Below are 13,983 nucleotides of genomic sequence, written 5' to 3'. Positions count from 1 at the left end.
CTGCTACAGAAGCGTGTCCGTCAACGCAGTGCGTAATCCAGCACTATCCCGACAAAAATCGCCAACCCGGCCCAATGGTTGTGCAAAAACGCCTTGAAGCAACGCATCCGGTCCTTGCCGCGGGTGTACCAGAATTCCCACGCAAAACAGCCCGCCGCCGCCAGCAGCCCCAAGTGGAACCAGCCACCGAGCTCGAATGTCGACCCGGCCAGCAACAGGCAACCCAACGCCAGCCCCTGCAACGTCAGGATGATCACCCGATCCGCATCGCCAAATAGAATCGCCGTGGATTTCACGCCAATCTTCAAGTCGTCATCACGGTCGGTCATCGCGTAATACGTGTCGTAACCCACGGTCCACAACAGGTTGGCAATCCACAGCAACCACGCCGCCGCCGGCAGTTCACCGGTTTCGGCGGTGAACGCCATCGGCATCCCCCAGGAAAACGCCGCGCCCAGCACCACTTGCGGGTAATAGGTGTAGCGCTTCATGAACGGGTAGCTGAACGCCAGTGCCAAACCGCCGAACGACAGCCAGACCGTCGCGGCATTCGTGCACAACACCAGCAGAAAACTCACGCCCATTAGAAGGGCGAAGAACACCAGGGCTTCTTTGGAACTGATCTTGCCGCTGACCAAGGGACGCTGTTCCGTGCGTTTCACATGGCCGTCGACCTTGCGATCCGCCCAGTCATTGATCACGCAGCCCCCGGCGCGGGTCAGAATCACGCCCAAGACAAAAATCACCACGTTGGCCAGCGACGGCGAACCTTTGCCGGCAATCCACAGCGCCCACAACGTCGGCCACAGCAGCAGATAAATGCCTATCGGCTTGTCCATGCGCGTCAGTTGAATGAAATCCCAGGCCCGAGGGTTCAAGCGATTCAAGGACTTGAGCAGGCTCTGGTACATCAGCAGTTCTCCGGATGGGCGCGGGTGGCGTTCCACAAGGTCGGCAGGAAGATTTCGGCCACCAGCACGCTCAGTGCGCCACGGTCGAAACGCGAGCGTCGGCCCCACAGTTCCGGTGTCCGGCACTCCATCGGCAACCACGCTTGAGGGTAGTGACACACCTCGATGGCACGACGCTGGAACGCGTGATCGCAAAACAGCAATTCCCCCAGGGAACGGCTGCCCAGTTCGTCCATGTGCAAACCATCACCCTGCAACGCGCTGCGAGCCGCCACGCTGCGGGCAAACACCCACGCCTCGCCGTGACCGCGCAAATACACCTCGCGCACCCAGCCTTCGCTGCCTTCGGCCAGATCCAGTGCAACACATTCGTCGGCGCGCAGCGGTTGCCAGCCTTCGAACAGCGGCGTGACGCTGAAGCGGTCTTTCGACAAGCGGATCAACCGTCGGGTCAGGGAGCCTTCATCGAACAGCCAGTCGAGGGTAGACGCGTCGGGGAGGGGCGAGAGTTGGCTTTGGGGGAGCCACAGCGGGGCGTTTGAGTGCGGCACAGTGAGTCATTATTGGCAGCAAATGAGGCGGCGAGCTTACCATGTCAGCCGGCGATGTTGATTGATCCGGGCCGCCGTTGCGCCGAACACGCTTGCATCTGTCGGGCCCGATCAGTACAAAACGCCCTGAGCCGGACGGCAACGTTGCAACCATCGACCGTTCGAGCCGGCAATACGCCTGAATCCTGAGGAAACAACTGAATGAAAAAGTGGCAATGTGTGGTCTGCGGCCTGATCTATAACGAAGCCGACGGCTGGCCGGACGACGGCATTGCGCCGGGCACACTGTGGCAAGACGTGCCGGAAGACTGGCTCTGCCCGGACTGCGGCGTAGGCAAGATGGATTTCGAAATGATTGAAATCAACTAATAAGACACCAGAGGAGTAAGGAATGAACGCACCTGTCGTCATCGTCGGTACCGGGCTGGCTGGCTATAACCTGGCCCGGGAGTTTCGCAAACTCGACAGCGAAACCCCGTTGCTGTTGATAACCGCCGATGACGGACGTTCCTACTCCAAGCCGATGCTCTCCACCGGTTTCGGCAAAAACAAAGACGCCGACGGCCTGAGCATGGCCGAACCCGGTGCGATGGCTGAACAGCTGAAAGCCGAAGTGCGCACCCACACACGCATCAGCGGCATCGATCCGGGCCACAAACGCCTGTGGATCGGTGAAGAAGCGGTGATTTACCGCGACCTGATTCTGGCCTGGGGCGCGGAAACCGTGCGCGTGCCGATCGAAGGTGACGCGGCGGATTGCGTGTTCCCGATCAACGATCTGGAAGATTACGCGCGCTTTCGTGCGGCGGCGGCCGGCAAACGTCGGGTGCTGTTGCTCGGCGCCGGCCTGATTGGTTGCGAGTTCGCCAATGACCTGAGCCTGGGCGGCTACGAGGTGCAACTGGTTGCACCGTGCGAGCAGGTGATGCCGACCCTGTTGCATCCGGCTGCGGCGGCTGCCGTCCAGGCCGGGCTGGAAAGCCTCGGCGCGCGATTCCATCTCGGGCCGGTGCTCAATCGCTTGCAGCGCGTGGCGGATGGCCTGGAAGCGCACCTGTCCGATGGCCAGGTGATCCCTTGCGACGTCGTGGTGTCGGCCATCGGCCTGCGTCCGCGTATCGATCTGGCAGCGGCGGCCGGTGTGCAGGTCAACCGTGGCGTGGTGGTCGACCGTCACCTGAAAACCTCCCATGCCAACATCTACGCGCTGGGCGACTGCGCCGAGGTCGACGGGCTGAATTTGCTGTACGTCATGCCCCTGATGAGCTGTGCGAGAGCGCTGGCCCAGACCCTCGCCGGAAATCCGACGCCCGTGACCTACGGCCCGATGCCGATTACCGTGAAGACCCCGGTGTGCCCGTTGGTGGTTTCACCGCCACCAAGGGGCAGCGAGGGCGTCTGGACGGTCGAAGGGCAGGGTGGCGACATCAAGGTGTTATGCCGCGATGCCAGCGGAAAACTGCTCGGTTATGCCCTGACCGGCACGGCCGTGATGGAAAAACTGGCCCTCAACAAAGAGCTTCCGGCACTGCTGGCGTAAATACCGGTCGTTCTGTCGGAATCACCCCTCTTTTGCCCTTACAAAGCACGCGCCGAGACTGGCGCGGCTCTGTCTTGCGTGCCATCCTCACTCCCGTCTGCCGCAGAGTAGAGCACCTGCGGCGCTTTGGGCGCTGCTCCACAGAGAGCAGCACGGACATAACAACAAAAAACCGTCAAAGGGGCTTCACTAATATGCGTAAACCAGAACTCGCCGCAGCAATTGCTGAAAAAGCAGACCTCACCAAAGAGCAGGCCAACCGCGTTCTCAACGCCGTTCTCGAAGAAATCACCGGCGCTCTGCATCGCAAGGACAGCGTCACGCTGGTGGGCTTCGGCACCTTCCTGCAACGCCACCGCGGTGCCCGTACCGGCAAAAACCCGCAAACCGGTGAGCCCGTCAAAATCAAGGCCAGCAACACTGTTGCGTTCAAACCAGGCAAATCGTTGAAAGACAGCGTTAATCCGTAACACGCACCGACGCCCGCACAGCGGGTGAGCGGGATAAAAAATGGGCACGCCAACGAGGTTGGGTGCCCATTTTTTTATGGCTGGCGGATTAGCAAACTCGGCTCTGTCTCCTGGCGAGGATCGCCGCCATTTCCGGCTCGTCCAGGTCATCCAGCGCCCGATCTATCAGCAGATGCACGCCATCGGCCATGCGGCTGAGCGCCAGGGCTACAGACCGTTGTGGGCCGTCCACATTGTCGGCGAGGTCGGCGGCGATGGCGCTGATGGAACGAGAGTCTTCCGACGCGTTGGCGAGCAGGGCGTCCGTGTTGATGTCGGGGCAAACGCTGAAGAGCTGGCCGTTGCGTTTGGATTGTTTAGATTTAGTTGGCGGGAAGTGATGGTCGAGGGCGCGCTCGGCGGCGTCGTTCAGCTTTTTTGAATCGGGGCTTTCGTAGGGTGAGACCGGATCGGTGTCCGGTGGGTTGGGTGTCACTTTGAACATGATCTTCAATTCCATGAATGATGCTGACACCACTTCGCCGACTAAACGGAGGGGTGGCAGCTGTACGCAGGTTAGTCGGACCGGGGAATTGAAGAAGCCGGCGCACCCGAGGGTGCCCTGCGCACAGCCACCATCAAATGCAGGTATGAGATACCTGTCTGACGGAAGCTTGTGCAACTTCAATTACCAGCGGGCGACTAAACCCGTCCACTGAGGATCAGTGACAGGAACCAAGTTACCGACCGGCCCCAAGGCGCACAAGCCGGCGGATTCTGGCGTAGCCGTAGGCAACGGCGCAAGGTGTTGTAGCTTGCAGGACGTAACCTTGAGGCGTTTTAAACAGGTGTTGTCGGGCGGTGTTTAAATCGCAAGGAAGCAACACCTGAACATCCTGAAAATCCTCACCAGACCGAGAGTGTCAGCGACGGCGAAAGCACGCTTTGCCATTACCAAAATCTACCGCGAGACAGTCAGGCTCGATGGCGAGTTGCAGGTCCTGAAACAGAAGGGACAACTCACCATTGGTGGGCACCGCGTAATCCTTCCAATCGACACGCATCCATCTCATATCTGGCAGGGTATCAAGCCACTCAATTGGGTCTTTTGAGCCTTGGGTGCGCATGCCGATCTTCTCCAGGGTTCTTGCGGGAGAGTAGGTCAGAGATAACCTCTCTTGCTTCGAGTCCGCCCAGACCTGTTGCTCGGTAGAACCGTCCTGAAACCTCCAGTACACATCGACGGGCGTTATGGCTGGCGTGCTGATTGGATCAAAGTGATAAACCGTGATGAGGTAATTCTTCAGAATGCGAGCTTGTTCGTCATCGTTCAGATCGCGTTGAATTTCGGCCAGTCCCTTCTCTTTACGCGGGCTGAACGCGATTGGCTGGCTCTTCTCTTTTTTCCAGCCAATACCGAACCAGCGGCTATCCGGCGAAACATCGAACCATTGAGTCGGGCCGGAATTGCGGGAGGTCCCGAAGCCGATTTTTGTTAGCGTTCTTTGTGGGTCGTAAGGCAGCCACAGGTCCGTTGTTTCATTTGACTCCAATAACTGCTGGCTCCCGGGGCCTTCGGAAAACTCGAAATAAAGGTACACGGGTTCGATGGCTGGGGGTTTTGGGTGCTGGTCGTATTGCATCTGCAAAATGTAGTGAGTCTGGGCGTAGTTAGCCGTGTCGTTATCGATCTCGTCGTAATTGCCGTGCTGGATTCGATAACTCTCCTCCAATTCAGCCAGGTTCCTTGTTCTGGGCATTTCGAAAGCCAGCTTTTTAGCTGCGTTAGGGTCAGCTTCACTTGTGAGCGTCAGCGTATTGCTCTTGATACTCCACGTTCCCTTCGCAGCACCGTTGGCGCTCCCGTACGCAGCGGCTGCTGCAAAAGTTCCGTCCTTTTGAAGAACTAGCCTGGCGGCCATTTCCATGGCCCCGTACAAATAATAATCCCCCTCTATTGGCAGGGACTCTGCGGCGTTTGCAAAAGGCAGCCACACAAACGCTGCGAAAAATATTGTTCTTAAATCCATTTGATTTTCTCTCCTTACCAGCTTCCGAACGGGATGCCGAATTTATTGATGTAGCTTTGTACGTTTCTGAGAAGGGCCAGTGTTTTCCGTTGGACGTACCCCCGCAGGAGCTTTCGGGATTGACCGCGCCTTGGCGATGCCTCCAGGCGCCAACCCGGCTATCAGGATGTCTCGATCGCCCGCACGGCAGAGGGTTCTTGCACCTTGACGCAGGATATTTCGCGCCAATTCAGGGGGGTGATGAACGCTTCGGAAGCCTGCAGTTTGGTCATGAATCGCCAGCGGTACGGAGGCTAAACGTAGTAGCTCGGGAAATGCCACCCGAAACTTCCGTATTCCAGAATATTGCCCAACCGTTGCGAGCAACGTTTATACAGATGCGCGGGGTATTGCCGAAGTTGAGTATTGACTCAAATTAAATTGCCATCACTTGATGGCACTTTTCTACACCTCCATTGTCGCGCTGCGTTTTTCTTAAATGCCGGAAACACTTCGGACCTTTCCTACATCCATCCTTGCTAATTGTTGGCATGCTGCACACCTTCTGCGGGGCGATGGCGGCCAATAATCTGCGTCAAGGACAGCGAGCCGCTCTACCTCAATGGTTTCAGAGGTATCACATGGGGGCTTGAATATTAAAACGACATCAGGGGATCCCCCTACACATATAGGGATTTCTCCTACGGTCAATAAACAACACTTCGTCTTGTTGTTTAATCAGATGCTTGCTAGTGGCCATCATTGTGATTACGATGCGCGCACTTGAAAGAGCACGAACTCAATTGGATGAGACTCATCGCAGCTCTTTGATACTGTCCCGCGCCGCTGAAATGTTCTTTTGGCGTATGACCGTAATCCTAAATAAAGGCCATGGATGTCCTACTCAAGCAAACTTTCCGCGCATTATCTCGAACTCGCAAAAGTCTCTGTTTCCAAAGAGAATTTCGCGGGCGAGGACGTTCGCTTTTCGGGCGAATTTGAAGCGCTGGAAAGTGAGCTGGCGAAAGCCTCGTCCATGCACGAAAGCGGTCAGATCGACTGGCTGAAAATCCGTGAAAACAGCGAAACCCTGTTGCGTACCCAATCCAAGGATTTGCGCGTTGGCGCCTGGCTGACCTGGGCTTTGTACCAGCGCGAATCGTTTCAGGGGCTGCTGGCCGGCCTCGGTATGCTGCATCACTTATCAGAAAATCACTGGGCTGAAGTCCACCCGAACAAGCCCCGTACTCGCTCTGCTGCGATCAGTTGGCTGGTGCCGCGTCTTGAGCAGGTGCTCACCGAAAACATCGCGATCAAAGAGCAGTTGCCGATGTTCCGGCGGCTGGTCGAGCACCTAGAAGGCCTCGATGCCGCTTGCACCGAGCATTTGGGCGATGACGCGCCGCTGTTGCTGCCGATCTCCCGCCGTCTGAAAAACATGGTCCAGCGCGCTGCCGACAACCAGCCGGAACCCGGTGTGGTCGGCGCCGCAGTCGCCCAGGTCAAACAAGCCGCCACGCAGTTGTTCACCCCCGGCGCACCGATCGATAACGAAAAAGAAGCCCACAAGGCTCTGCGTGCTCAGCAAGAGAGCGCGCGGCCGTTGTGTGCCTGGTGGCTCAAGCAGAAAGCCACCGACCTGCGCGCCTTGCGCCTTAACCGCACATTGCTGTGGTTGCCCATTGACGCCGTCCCCGAGCGTAACGCCGAGCAAATCACCGTGCTGCGCGGCTTGCCGGCGGACAAGCTCAAGGCCTATCAAGACCGCTTCGATCAGGCGAAATACGCCGACCTGCTGGTGGAACTGGAGGCGAGCCTGGCGAAGGCGCCGTTCTGGTTCGATGGCCAGCGAATGGCGTGGGAATGCCTTCAGGCCTTGAACGCCGAGATGGCCATGCGCGAAGTGGAGATCCACTTCGCGCTTTTGATTCAGCGCCTGCCCGGCATCATCGAATTGCGTTACCACGATGGCGCGCCATTCGCCGATCCGGCCACCCGCGCCTGGATCAGCGGCCACGTCATGCCGCACCTGCAAACAGCCAGTGCGCCGCGCAAGGTCGAAGTCGCTGACACGCAGCCGGCGTGGGAGCTGGCTCTCGAAGAAGTCCTGCCGATTTTGCGCAAGGACGGCCTCAAGGCTGCCGTGCAAATCCTTAAGCAGGGCCTGCAGAGCGCCCAGGGCGGACGCGTTCGGTTCTTCTGGCAGTTCGCCCTCGCGCGGCTGTGCTTCATGGCCAAGAAATACGAACTGGCCAAGACCCAATTAGAGACCCTCGACCAAACATTACAGGACTCAGGCCTGAACGCCTGGGAGCCCGATCTTGCGCTGGAAGTGCTGCATTTACTGCATAGCTGCTGCGAGTTGTTGCCGCAGAACCATGCCGTACGAGAACGCAAGGAAGAGATTTATCGCAGGCTGTGCCACCTCGATCTCGAAGTGGTACTCGAATAGGCCCCCGGGCCACAACCGCAAGGAGAAAAGCCATGGCCAAAGAAGGCTCGGTAGCCCCCAAGGAACGCATCAACGTCACGTTCAAACCTGCCACCGGTGGTGCACAGGAAGAGATCGAACTGCCGTTGAAACTACTGGCAATCGGTGACTACACCCACCGCAAGGACGAACGCAAAGTCGAAGATCGCAAGCCGATCAGCATCGACAAGATGACCTTCGACGAGGTGCTGGCCAAGCAAGAGCTGAGCCTGACGCTGAGCGTACCGAACCGTCTTCAGGAAGAAAGCGACACTGAAGAACTGGCCGTGAAACTGCGCGTCAATTCCATGAAGGACTTCAACCCGGCCAGCCTGGTCGAGCAAGTGCCTGAGCTGAAAAAACTGATGGAACTGCGCGACGCGCTGGTGGCCCTCAAAGGCCCGCTGGGTAACGCACCTGCGTTCCGCAAAGCCATCGAAGGCGTGCTCGCCGACGACGAATCCCGCGGTCGCGTATTGGGTGAGCTGGGCTTGAACGCCGCCGCCCAAAACGTCTGAGCCACCATCAGTCAAGGAAGCCAACAATGAGCACTAGTGCAGCACAGCAAAAGAGCAACGAGAACGGCGAATACAGCATTCTCGACAGCATCATCGCCGAAACCCGCCTGACCCCTGACGACGAAGCCTATGACATCGCCAAGCGCGGTGTGTCGGCCTTCATCGAAGAGCTGCTCAAGCCGCAGAACAATGGCGAGCCGGTCAAGAAAGCCATGGTTGACCGCATGATCGCCGAGATCGATGCGAAGCTCAGCCGTCAGATGGACGAAATCCTGCACCACCCGGACTTCCAGTCCCTGGAATCGTCTTGGCGTGGTCTGCAGTTGCTGGTCGACCGCACCAACTTCCGCGAAAACATCAAGATCGAAATCCTCAACGTCTCCAAGGACGACCTGCTGGACGACTTCGAAGATTCGCCGGAAGTGATGCAATCTGGCCTGTACAAGCACATCTACACCGCTGAATACGGCCAGTTCGGTGGTCAGCCAGTAGGCGCGATCATCGCCAACTACTTCATGTCCCCAAGCTCGCCGGACGTGAAACTGATGCAGTACGTGTCCAGCGTTGCCTGCATGTCCCACGCGCCGTTCATTGCTGCCGCCGGCCCGAAATTCTTCGGCCTGGAAAGCTTCACCGGCCTGCCGGACCTGAAGGATTTGAAAGATCACTTCGAAGGCCCGCAATTCGCCAAATGGCAGAGCTTCCGCCAGTCGGAAGACTCCCGTTATGTTGGCCTGACCGTGCCGCGTTTCCTGCTGCGTAACCCGTACGACCCGGAAGACAACCCGGTCAAATCGTTCGTGTACAAAGAAACCGTCGCCAACAGCCACGAGCACTACCTGTGGGGCAACACGGCCTACGCGTTCGGCACCAAGTTGACCGACAGCTTCGCCAAGTTCCGCTGGTGCCCGAACATCATCGGCCCGCAGAGCGGTGGCGCGGTGGAAGACCTGCCGTTGCACCACTTCGAAAGCATGGGCGAAATCGAAACCAAGATTCCTACGGAAGTATTGGTCAGCGACCGTCGTGAGTACGAACTGGCCGAGGAAGGCTTCATCTCCCTGACCATGCGCAAAGGCTCCGACAACGCGGCGTTCTTCTCCGCGAGCTCGGTGCAGAAGCCGAAGTTCTTTGGCATCAGCGCAGAAGGCAAGGCGGCAGAGCTGAACTACAAGCTCGGCACCCAACTGCCGTACATGATGATCGTCAACCGCCTGGCTCACTACTTGAAAGTGCTGCAGCGCGAGCAACTCGGTTCGTGGAAAGAACGTACCGACCTCGAGCTGGAACTCAACAAGTGGATCCGCCAGTACGTGGCCGACCAGGAAAACCCGAGCGCCGAAGTCCGTGGCCGTCGTCCGCTGCGTGCTGCCCAGATCATCGTCAGCGATGTCGAAGGCGAGCCTGGCTGGTACCGCGTCAGCCTGAACGTGCGCCCGCACTTCAAGTACATGGGTGCTGATTTCACCCTGTCGCTGGTTGGCAAGTTGGACAAAGAGTAAGCGGAGCCTAACTCATGACTGGATACGGCAGCCTTTTCGAACGCCTGGGTGGCGACGCGGACAAACGCGTCGGCTGGAGCCGCGAGGTTTCTGCCATGGCGTCCGTGGCTGCCCATCTGGCCAAGATGCTCAGCACCCGTGCGGGCAGCGTGCAAACGCTGTCCGATTACGGGCTACCCGATCTCAATGACATGCGTCTGAGCCTGCACGACTCCCTGAGTCAGGCCCGTCTGGCCATCGAAAATTTCATCGAAGCCTACGAGCCACGCCTGAGCAATGTGCGTGTCATCTCCCTGCCGCGTGACCACGATCAGCTTCGCCTGTCCTTCAGCATCGAAGGCCTGCTGGAAGTGGATGGTTTCAAGCGTCAGGTCAGTTTCGCCGCGCGCCTGGATGGCAGCGGTCAAGTGAAGGTCAACTAAGGAGATTCGTATGTCCGGCAAACCCGCAGCACGTGTATCCGACCCCACTGCTTGCCCGCTCCCCGGCCACGGCACCAACCCGATCGCCGCCGGTTCCGGCGACGTGTTCTTCGACGGCCTCGCGGCCGCCCGCCAAGGCGATGCCTCGGCGTGTGGTGGTGCGATGTCGGGCGGGTTGGCGACGACCGTTTTGATTAACGGCAAACCAGCGGCAACGGTGGATTCCGTCGGGACTCATGGCAATAAGGTTACGGCGGGTTCCGGGACGGTGATTATCGGGAATTCGCATTCGCCGGTGCCGTTTGTTCCGCCGTTGCCGGTGGAAATTCAGTGGCCGTTTACCGAACACTTCGTTGTGACTGATCCCGAGACAGGCGCGCCGGTAGCGGATCGCGGATACACAATCCGCACGGACTCAGGAAAAGAAATAACAGGTGTCACGAATAGTGAAGGAAAAACTTCGGTAATTGGCTCCTCAATTGCTGAAGGGGTTACGTTGCTTTTAGAACCTCAAAACTCTATTGCCATTTGCTGAGGTTTATTCCATGCCCGCGCCGATCAAAGCTCCTCTGACTCCAGCTCAGAATAAAGAAGGTCAAAGCGTTCAAGCTAAGGTTTTTCAGCTTTCTTCAATTCCTAAAGTTATGGATAAATTGGGTTGGACGGTGGCCGCTCGTGTTATGCGGAAGTGGTTCGCTGGTGAGCCCTATGAGTTGCCAAAATCTATTAAGCAAGGTGACATAGCAGCGAGTACCTTGAGTGCGGATAAGCTTATAGCTGATATACCGTTTGAGTGGTTGTTTACTGGGTCGAAGCGTGTAAAGCCAAAAGTTGATGAGTATATTGCTGAGCTATCATCAACATCAGAATTTAACGGAAGTGCCGGTAGAGTAAAAGGTTCGCTCGACGAGCTTTCTAAAGGGCTGATCGTATTGATGACGCGACTCCAGCGACTTGGCTTGCTGGATGCAAAGTCAAAGAAGCTAAAAAGCGCATACTTGGATTACAGTGATAAAACAGCTATTGAGTTGGAGGATATATCCCAATTTAATTTGATTAGGTTCGGGGCTAGAGATTGGGAAAAGGCTACGGATGCGTTGGATGATGTATACGGCGCTTTAGGGACTTTCGTCGTAAAAGTCGCGGCAACTAAATTTCGCACTATTCAAAACCATCATGGCTTTCCGGCAATAGAAATAGAGCAGGTTGGCCTTTACGTTCGGGATACTTACGACTTTCTCAATGCCGGGGACGATCAATTATTGGGCTATTGGGCGCCTGAAGGGGTAACCCGGCCCGGTCCGATTGATTATTTTGCCGAGCCTGCGTTGATTGAAAAAGCCGGAGTCGAATATCACAAAGTGACGAATGGGCACTTTAATAAATATCGGCAAGTGAACGGGAAGGGTGGAGATATGATGATTTATACGACGGTCAAATTGTATGACGTGTCTTTTATAATTCATCTTGGTCCTATCGATTTTGAAGAGTACCTATCTCGCTCTGGGACTAAGTGATTATGAAAAAAATGTCGTCTTTGTTGGTGCTGATATTGCTTGTAGTAGGCGTACCTGTTTCCGTTTGGCTATACATTAAGCATGGGGCTGCCATTACAGCGGAAGTTTATTCCACGACTTGGAATGAAGCTAAAACTTGTTATATTAATTCCTATATACCGAAGTATTCTAATTTTGGCGTCGCTGGGAAATTTGTAAAGCTTTTCACTAGTGATGCGTTTTTTCGAGTGTATAGCGTTGAAGGTGAGTTGCTGAAGTCGTCTGAGTGGCTGCTTTGGCAGAGTGAATTCACGACAGATGAGCGCTCGCAATGGGTTAATGGACATGCGATTTATCCAACTTCAACCGGGTACGAAGGGTGGAGTATTACAGCGTGCGCGCCGTTAGATGACGGAAAAGAATAAGCAAACTTTCGGATTGGAGGGGAAGTGTGTTGAGCATATTTATCAGCAAAACCCGCACAAGGTTCTGGAGATCTGATGTCTAGGCTCACTAGGGAGGGGGAGTTGTGCCAGTGCACGGATAAAAAGCGCCTGTCCATTACTTTGCTTATCGCTTTCCTGAGCTCCATTGGGCTGCTGGCGATTTTGGTTTTGTTTGCTGTGCTGGTGCGTATGGAACGGTCCGTCGCCCCGACTTTGATTGCTCATCCCAATGCGCTTTGGGTGGGTGGCGAAGATGGTGGGGTATTTATCGAAGTCTCCAAGGCCGAAGCACCAAATTACTACGTACAGGTTCGTCACGAGAATGGCGATATGTGGTCGCAAGGCTGGGTTCGATACAGCACGAAAGACGGTTTTCCTCTGAGCGCTGCCGGTATTACAGGGTTTGACGGCGAACAACTTTATCTACACACCAGCACGGCGATGACGCCTGAAAAAGCGAGAGACCGGTAATCATGGACGAGCAAAAAGAACAGCAAAAAGAGGTCTGGCCTCATCTCCATTGCTACGCCCTGCAATCCGTCAAACGTGAACGTGATGGTTATCAGCGCAGCTGGACCCTCAAGGATGGAGCCTTTTGCCCATGATCGTCGTATCGGACGAGATGCGCATGTATCTGATGTTCATCGCCGACAGCAATCTTTTCGGCGGCATCGCGATCTTGAGTCTTCTGCTGATTGTCACGGCGATCAGCAAGCGACTGCGTCAGTCATGGCTGCATCGCTCGCTGACGTTCATGGTCCTGATTTCATTGGTGGCCATCGAAATCGTGGGCATCTGTTACTCCTCGGTGCGTCCCGCATGAACATGCTGGCCCGCATCGTCTGCTGCCTGTTGATCCACAGTGTTTTCTGTGTGGGTTACACGTTTCTGAATAACTTCGCTGCCGACTGGTACATCTCGACCTACGGCGGCTTGACATCCCGTGGCGTGAACATTCGTCTTACCAGCAAATTCCTCTACGAGTTTTTCCTTGTCTTCAACGCGGTGCTGGCGCTGATTCCTGTGCTACGTGTGAAGTTGATCCTGTGGGCGATCTGGGTAGGACTAATTCTCCTGTGGATGCTGCCGCATCATCCGCTACGGGCGCTGCTCTATGGCATCGGCCAAGGAATATTCACCTTGACGGCGATCCTTCTCAGCACCGGGCTGGATGGCTGGTACAAGCGCAAAGTAGATGGCGCAAAAGCCTCGAAGCTCGCGTCGGGGGCCGACCATGCTTAGCCGAGCGCAACTGAGTTTCTTCATGGTTGCCTTGTGGTGGCCATTGCTGGCGGTGCTGGCGATTTTTTCCTATGGCCTGTGGATTGGCGAGTACTCCACGTTCGATTCATCCGAGACCCATTGGGTGTACCTGTTGTGGTGGGGCATCCCCGGTCTGTTGATGTTTTCGCTGTGGACTTCTCGATCCGCCAAGAACCGTAGCGAGCAACAAGCGCTGCGGATGGTCTGGTTGGCGCCGTTGAAGTTCATTCCGTTCTACGCCGTGCCATGGATGCTTTATGGCTTGTTCAGTCTGGTCGCCGGGCAGGTCAGTGACTCTTACATGGCCTACGGCTGGATCCTGATCGTGCCGTACCTCCTGATCGCCGGCTACATCTGTGCGGGTCTGACGGTAGCGCTCTACAGAACGTTTTATTCATGAGATTCA

At 56.4% G+C, this 13,983-nt stretch carries 19 protein-coding genes; 15 read left to right on the top strand and 4 right to left on the bottom strand.

Features of this window, described 5'->3' with window-relative positions; translation table 11 throughout:
- Positions 1-20 precede the first annotated feature (20 nt).
- Both ubiA and EAH78_RS02165 read right to left on the bottom strand, forming a co-directional pair.
- Entirely contained in the window at positions 21-911 is an 891-nt protein-coding gene (ubiA, locus tag EAH78_RS02170) for a 4-hydroxybenzoate octaprenyltransferase (RefSeq protein WP_140664911.1), read from the bottom strand.
- Positions 911-1,462 (bottom strand): chorismate--pyruvate lyase family protein, encoded by a 552-nt coding sequence (locus EAH78_RS02165; protein WP_140664908.1) that lies wholly within the window; start codon positions 1,460-1,462, stop codon positions 911-913. Before EAH78_RS02165 ends, ubiA begins: the two co-directional genes overlap by 1 nt.
- A gap of 201 nt (positions 1,463-1,663) precedes the next feature.
- On the opposite strand from EAH78_RS02165, the gene EAH78_RS02160 reads away from it, so the two are divergent.
- The 3 genes from EAH78_RS02160 (at position 1,664) to EAH78_RS02150 (ending at position 3,472) form a co-directional block, all read left to right on the top strand.
- The gene (locus EAH78_RS02160) at positions 1,664-1,831 is read left to right on the top strand and encodes a rubredoxin (RefSeq protein ID WP_007954349.1); all 168 of its coding nucleotides are present in this window, start codon (positions 1,664-1,666) and stop codon (positions 1,829-1,831) included.
- A gap of 22 nt (positions 1,832-1,853) precedes the next feature.
- The gene (locus EAH78_RS02155) at positions 1,854-3,002 is read left to right on the top strand and encodes an NAD(P)/FAD-dependent oxidoreductase (protein ID WP_123433146.1); all 1,149 of its coding nucleotides are present in this window, start codon (positions 1,854-1,856) and stop codon (positions 3,000-3,002) included.
- A 194-nt stretch (positions 3,003-3,196) separates the two neighbouring features.
- The gene (locus tag EAH78_RS02150) at positions 3,197-3,472 is read left to right on the top strand and encodes an HU family DNA-binding protein (protein ID WP_003213368.1); all 276 of its coding nucleotides are present in this window, start codon (positions 3,197-3,199) and stop codon (positions 3,470-3,472) included.
- Between the two features lie 88 nt (positions 3,473-3,560).
- On the opposite strand, the gene EAH78_RS02145 is transcribed toward EAH78_RS02150, so the two are convergent.
- Together EAH78_RS02145 and EAH78_RS02140 are read right to left on the bottom strand one after the other, a co-directional pair.
- Positions 3,561-3,956 (bottom strand): DUF6124 family protein, encoded by a 396-nt coding sequence (locus tag EAH78_RS02145; RefSeq protein ID WP_140664904.1) that lies wholly within the window; start codon positions 3,954-3,956, stop codon positions 3,561-3,563.
- A gap of 418 nt (positions 3,957-4,374) precedes the next feature.
- Positions 4,375-5,481, bottom strand: a complete 1,107-nt coding sequence (locus EAH78_RS02140; protein ID WP_140664900.1) for a hypothetical protein — start codon at positions 5,479-5,481, stop codon at positions 4,375-4,377.
- Positions 5,482-6,355: 874 nt separating this feature from the next.
- Here EAH78_RS02140 and tssA point away from each other — a divergent pair.
- The 12 genes from tssA to EAH78_RS02085 all read left to right on the top strand — a co-directional run bounded on the left by tssA (position 6,356) and on the right by EAH78_RS02085 (position 13,977).
- Complete coding sequence (tssA, locus tag EAH78_RS02135) at positions 6,356-7,912, top strand: type VI secretion system protein TssA (protein WP_140664896.1); 1,557 nt, start codon at positions 6,356-6,358, stop codon at positions 7,910-7,912.
- Between the two features lie 32 nt (positions 7,913-7,944).
- Positions 7,945-8,448 (top strand): type VI secretion system contractile sheath small subunit, encoded by a 504-nt coding sequence (tssB, locus tag EAH78_RS02130; RefSeq protein WP_140664893.1) that lies wholly within the window; start codon positions 7,945-7,947, stop codon positions 8,446-8,448.
- Between the two features lie 26 nt (positions 8,449-8,474).
- Positions 8,475-9,950: a type VI secretion system contractile sheath large subunit gene (gene tssC / locus EAH78_RS02125; RefSeq protein WP_027926312.1), complete on the top strand. Its 1,476-nt coding sequence runs from the start codon at positions 8,475-8,477 to the stop codon at positions 9,948-9,950.
- 14 nt (positions 9,951-9,964) lie between these two features.
- The gene (gene tssE / locus EAH78_RS02120) at positions 9,965-10,372 is read left to right on the top strand and encodes a type VI secretion system baseplate subunit TssE (RefSeq protein WP_008150080.1); all 408 of its coding nucleotides are present in this window, start codon (positions 9,965-9,967) and stop codon (positions 10,370-10,372) included.
- A 10-nt stretch (positions 10,373-10,382) separates the two neighbouring features.
- Positions 10,383-10,907 carry a PAAR domain-containing protein gene (locus EAH78_RS02115; protein WP_140664888.1) on the top strand — a complete coding sequence of 175 codons (525 nt, stop codon included), beginning with the start codon at positions 10,383-10,385 and terminating at the stop codon, positions 10,905-10,907.
- A gap of 10 nt (positions 10,908-10,917) precedes the next feature.
- Complete coding sequence (locus tag EAH78_RS02110; RefSeq protein WP_140664884.1) at positions 10,918-11,889, top strand: DUF6402 family protein; 972 nt, start codon at positions 10,918-10,920, stop codon at positions 11,887-11,889.
- A 2-nt stretch (positions 11,890-11,891) separates the two neighbouring features.
- Positions 11,892-12,293: a hypothetical protein gene (locus tag EAH78_RS02105; RefSeq protein ID WP_140664880.1), complete on the top strand. Its 402-nt coding sequence runs from the start codon at positions 11,892-11,894 to the stop codon at positions 12,291-12,293.
- A 75-nt stretch (positions 12,294-12,368) separates the two neighbouring features.
- A complete protein-coding gene (locus EAH78_RS02100) occupies positions 12,369-12,785 on the top strand; it encodes a hypothetical protein (protein ID WP_240051837.1) in 417 nt (138 codons plus the stop codon).
- Between the two features lie 2 nt (positions 12,786-12,787).
- Positions 12,788-12,919, top strand: coding sequence for a hypothetical protein (locus EAH78_RS32980; protein ID WP_275671665.1), 132 nt, complete (start codon positions 12,788-12,790; stop codon positions 12,917-12,919).
- Positions 12,916-13,137, top strand: coding sequence for a hypothetical protein (locus EAH78_RS02095; RefSeq protein ID WP_140664877.1), 222 nt, complete (start codon positions 12,916-12,918; stop codon positions 13,135-13,137). Before EAH78_RS32980 ends, EAH78_RS02095 begins: the two co-directional genes overlap by 4 nt.
- A complete protein-coding gene (locus EAH78_RS02090; protein WP_140664874.1) occupies positions 13,134-13,556 on the top strand; it encodes a hypothetical protein in 423 nt (140 codons plus the stop codon). Before EAH78_RS02095 ends, EAH78_RS02090 begins: the two co-directional genes overlap by 4 nt.
- Complete coding sequence (locus EAH78_RS02085) at positions 13,549-13,977, top strand: hypothetical protein (RefSeq protein WP_140664870.1); 429 nt, start codon at positions 13,549-13,551, stop codon at positions 13,975-13,977. Before EAH78_RS02090 ends, EAH78_RS02085 begins: the two co-directional genes overlap by 8 nt.
- Positions 13,978-13,983: the final 6 nt, after the last annotated feature.

It is taken from the genome of Pseudomonas arsenicoxydans, from assembly GCF_006438915.1.
Taxonomy (GTDB): Bacteria; Pseudomonadota; Gammaproteobacteria; order Pseudomonadales; family Pseudomonadaceae; genus Aquipseudomonas; species Aquipseudomonas arsenicoxydans_A.
The sequence above is the reverse complement of the archived record's forward strand: the minus strand, read 5'-3'. Positions and strand labels throughout refer to the sequence as shown.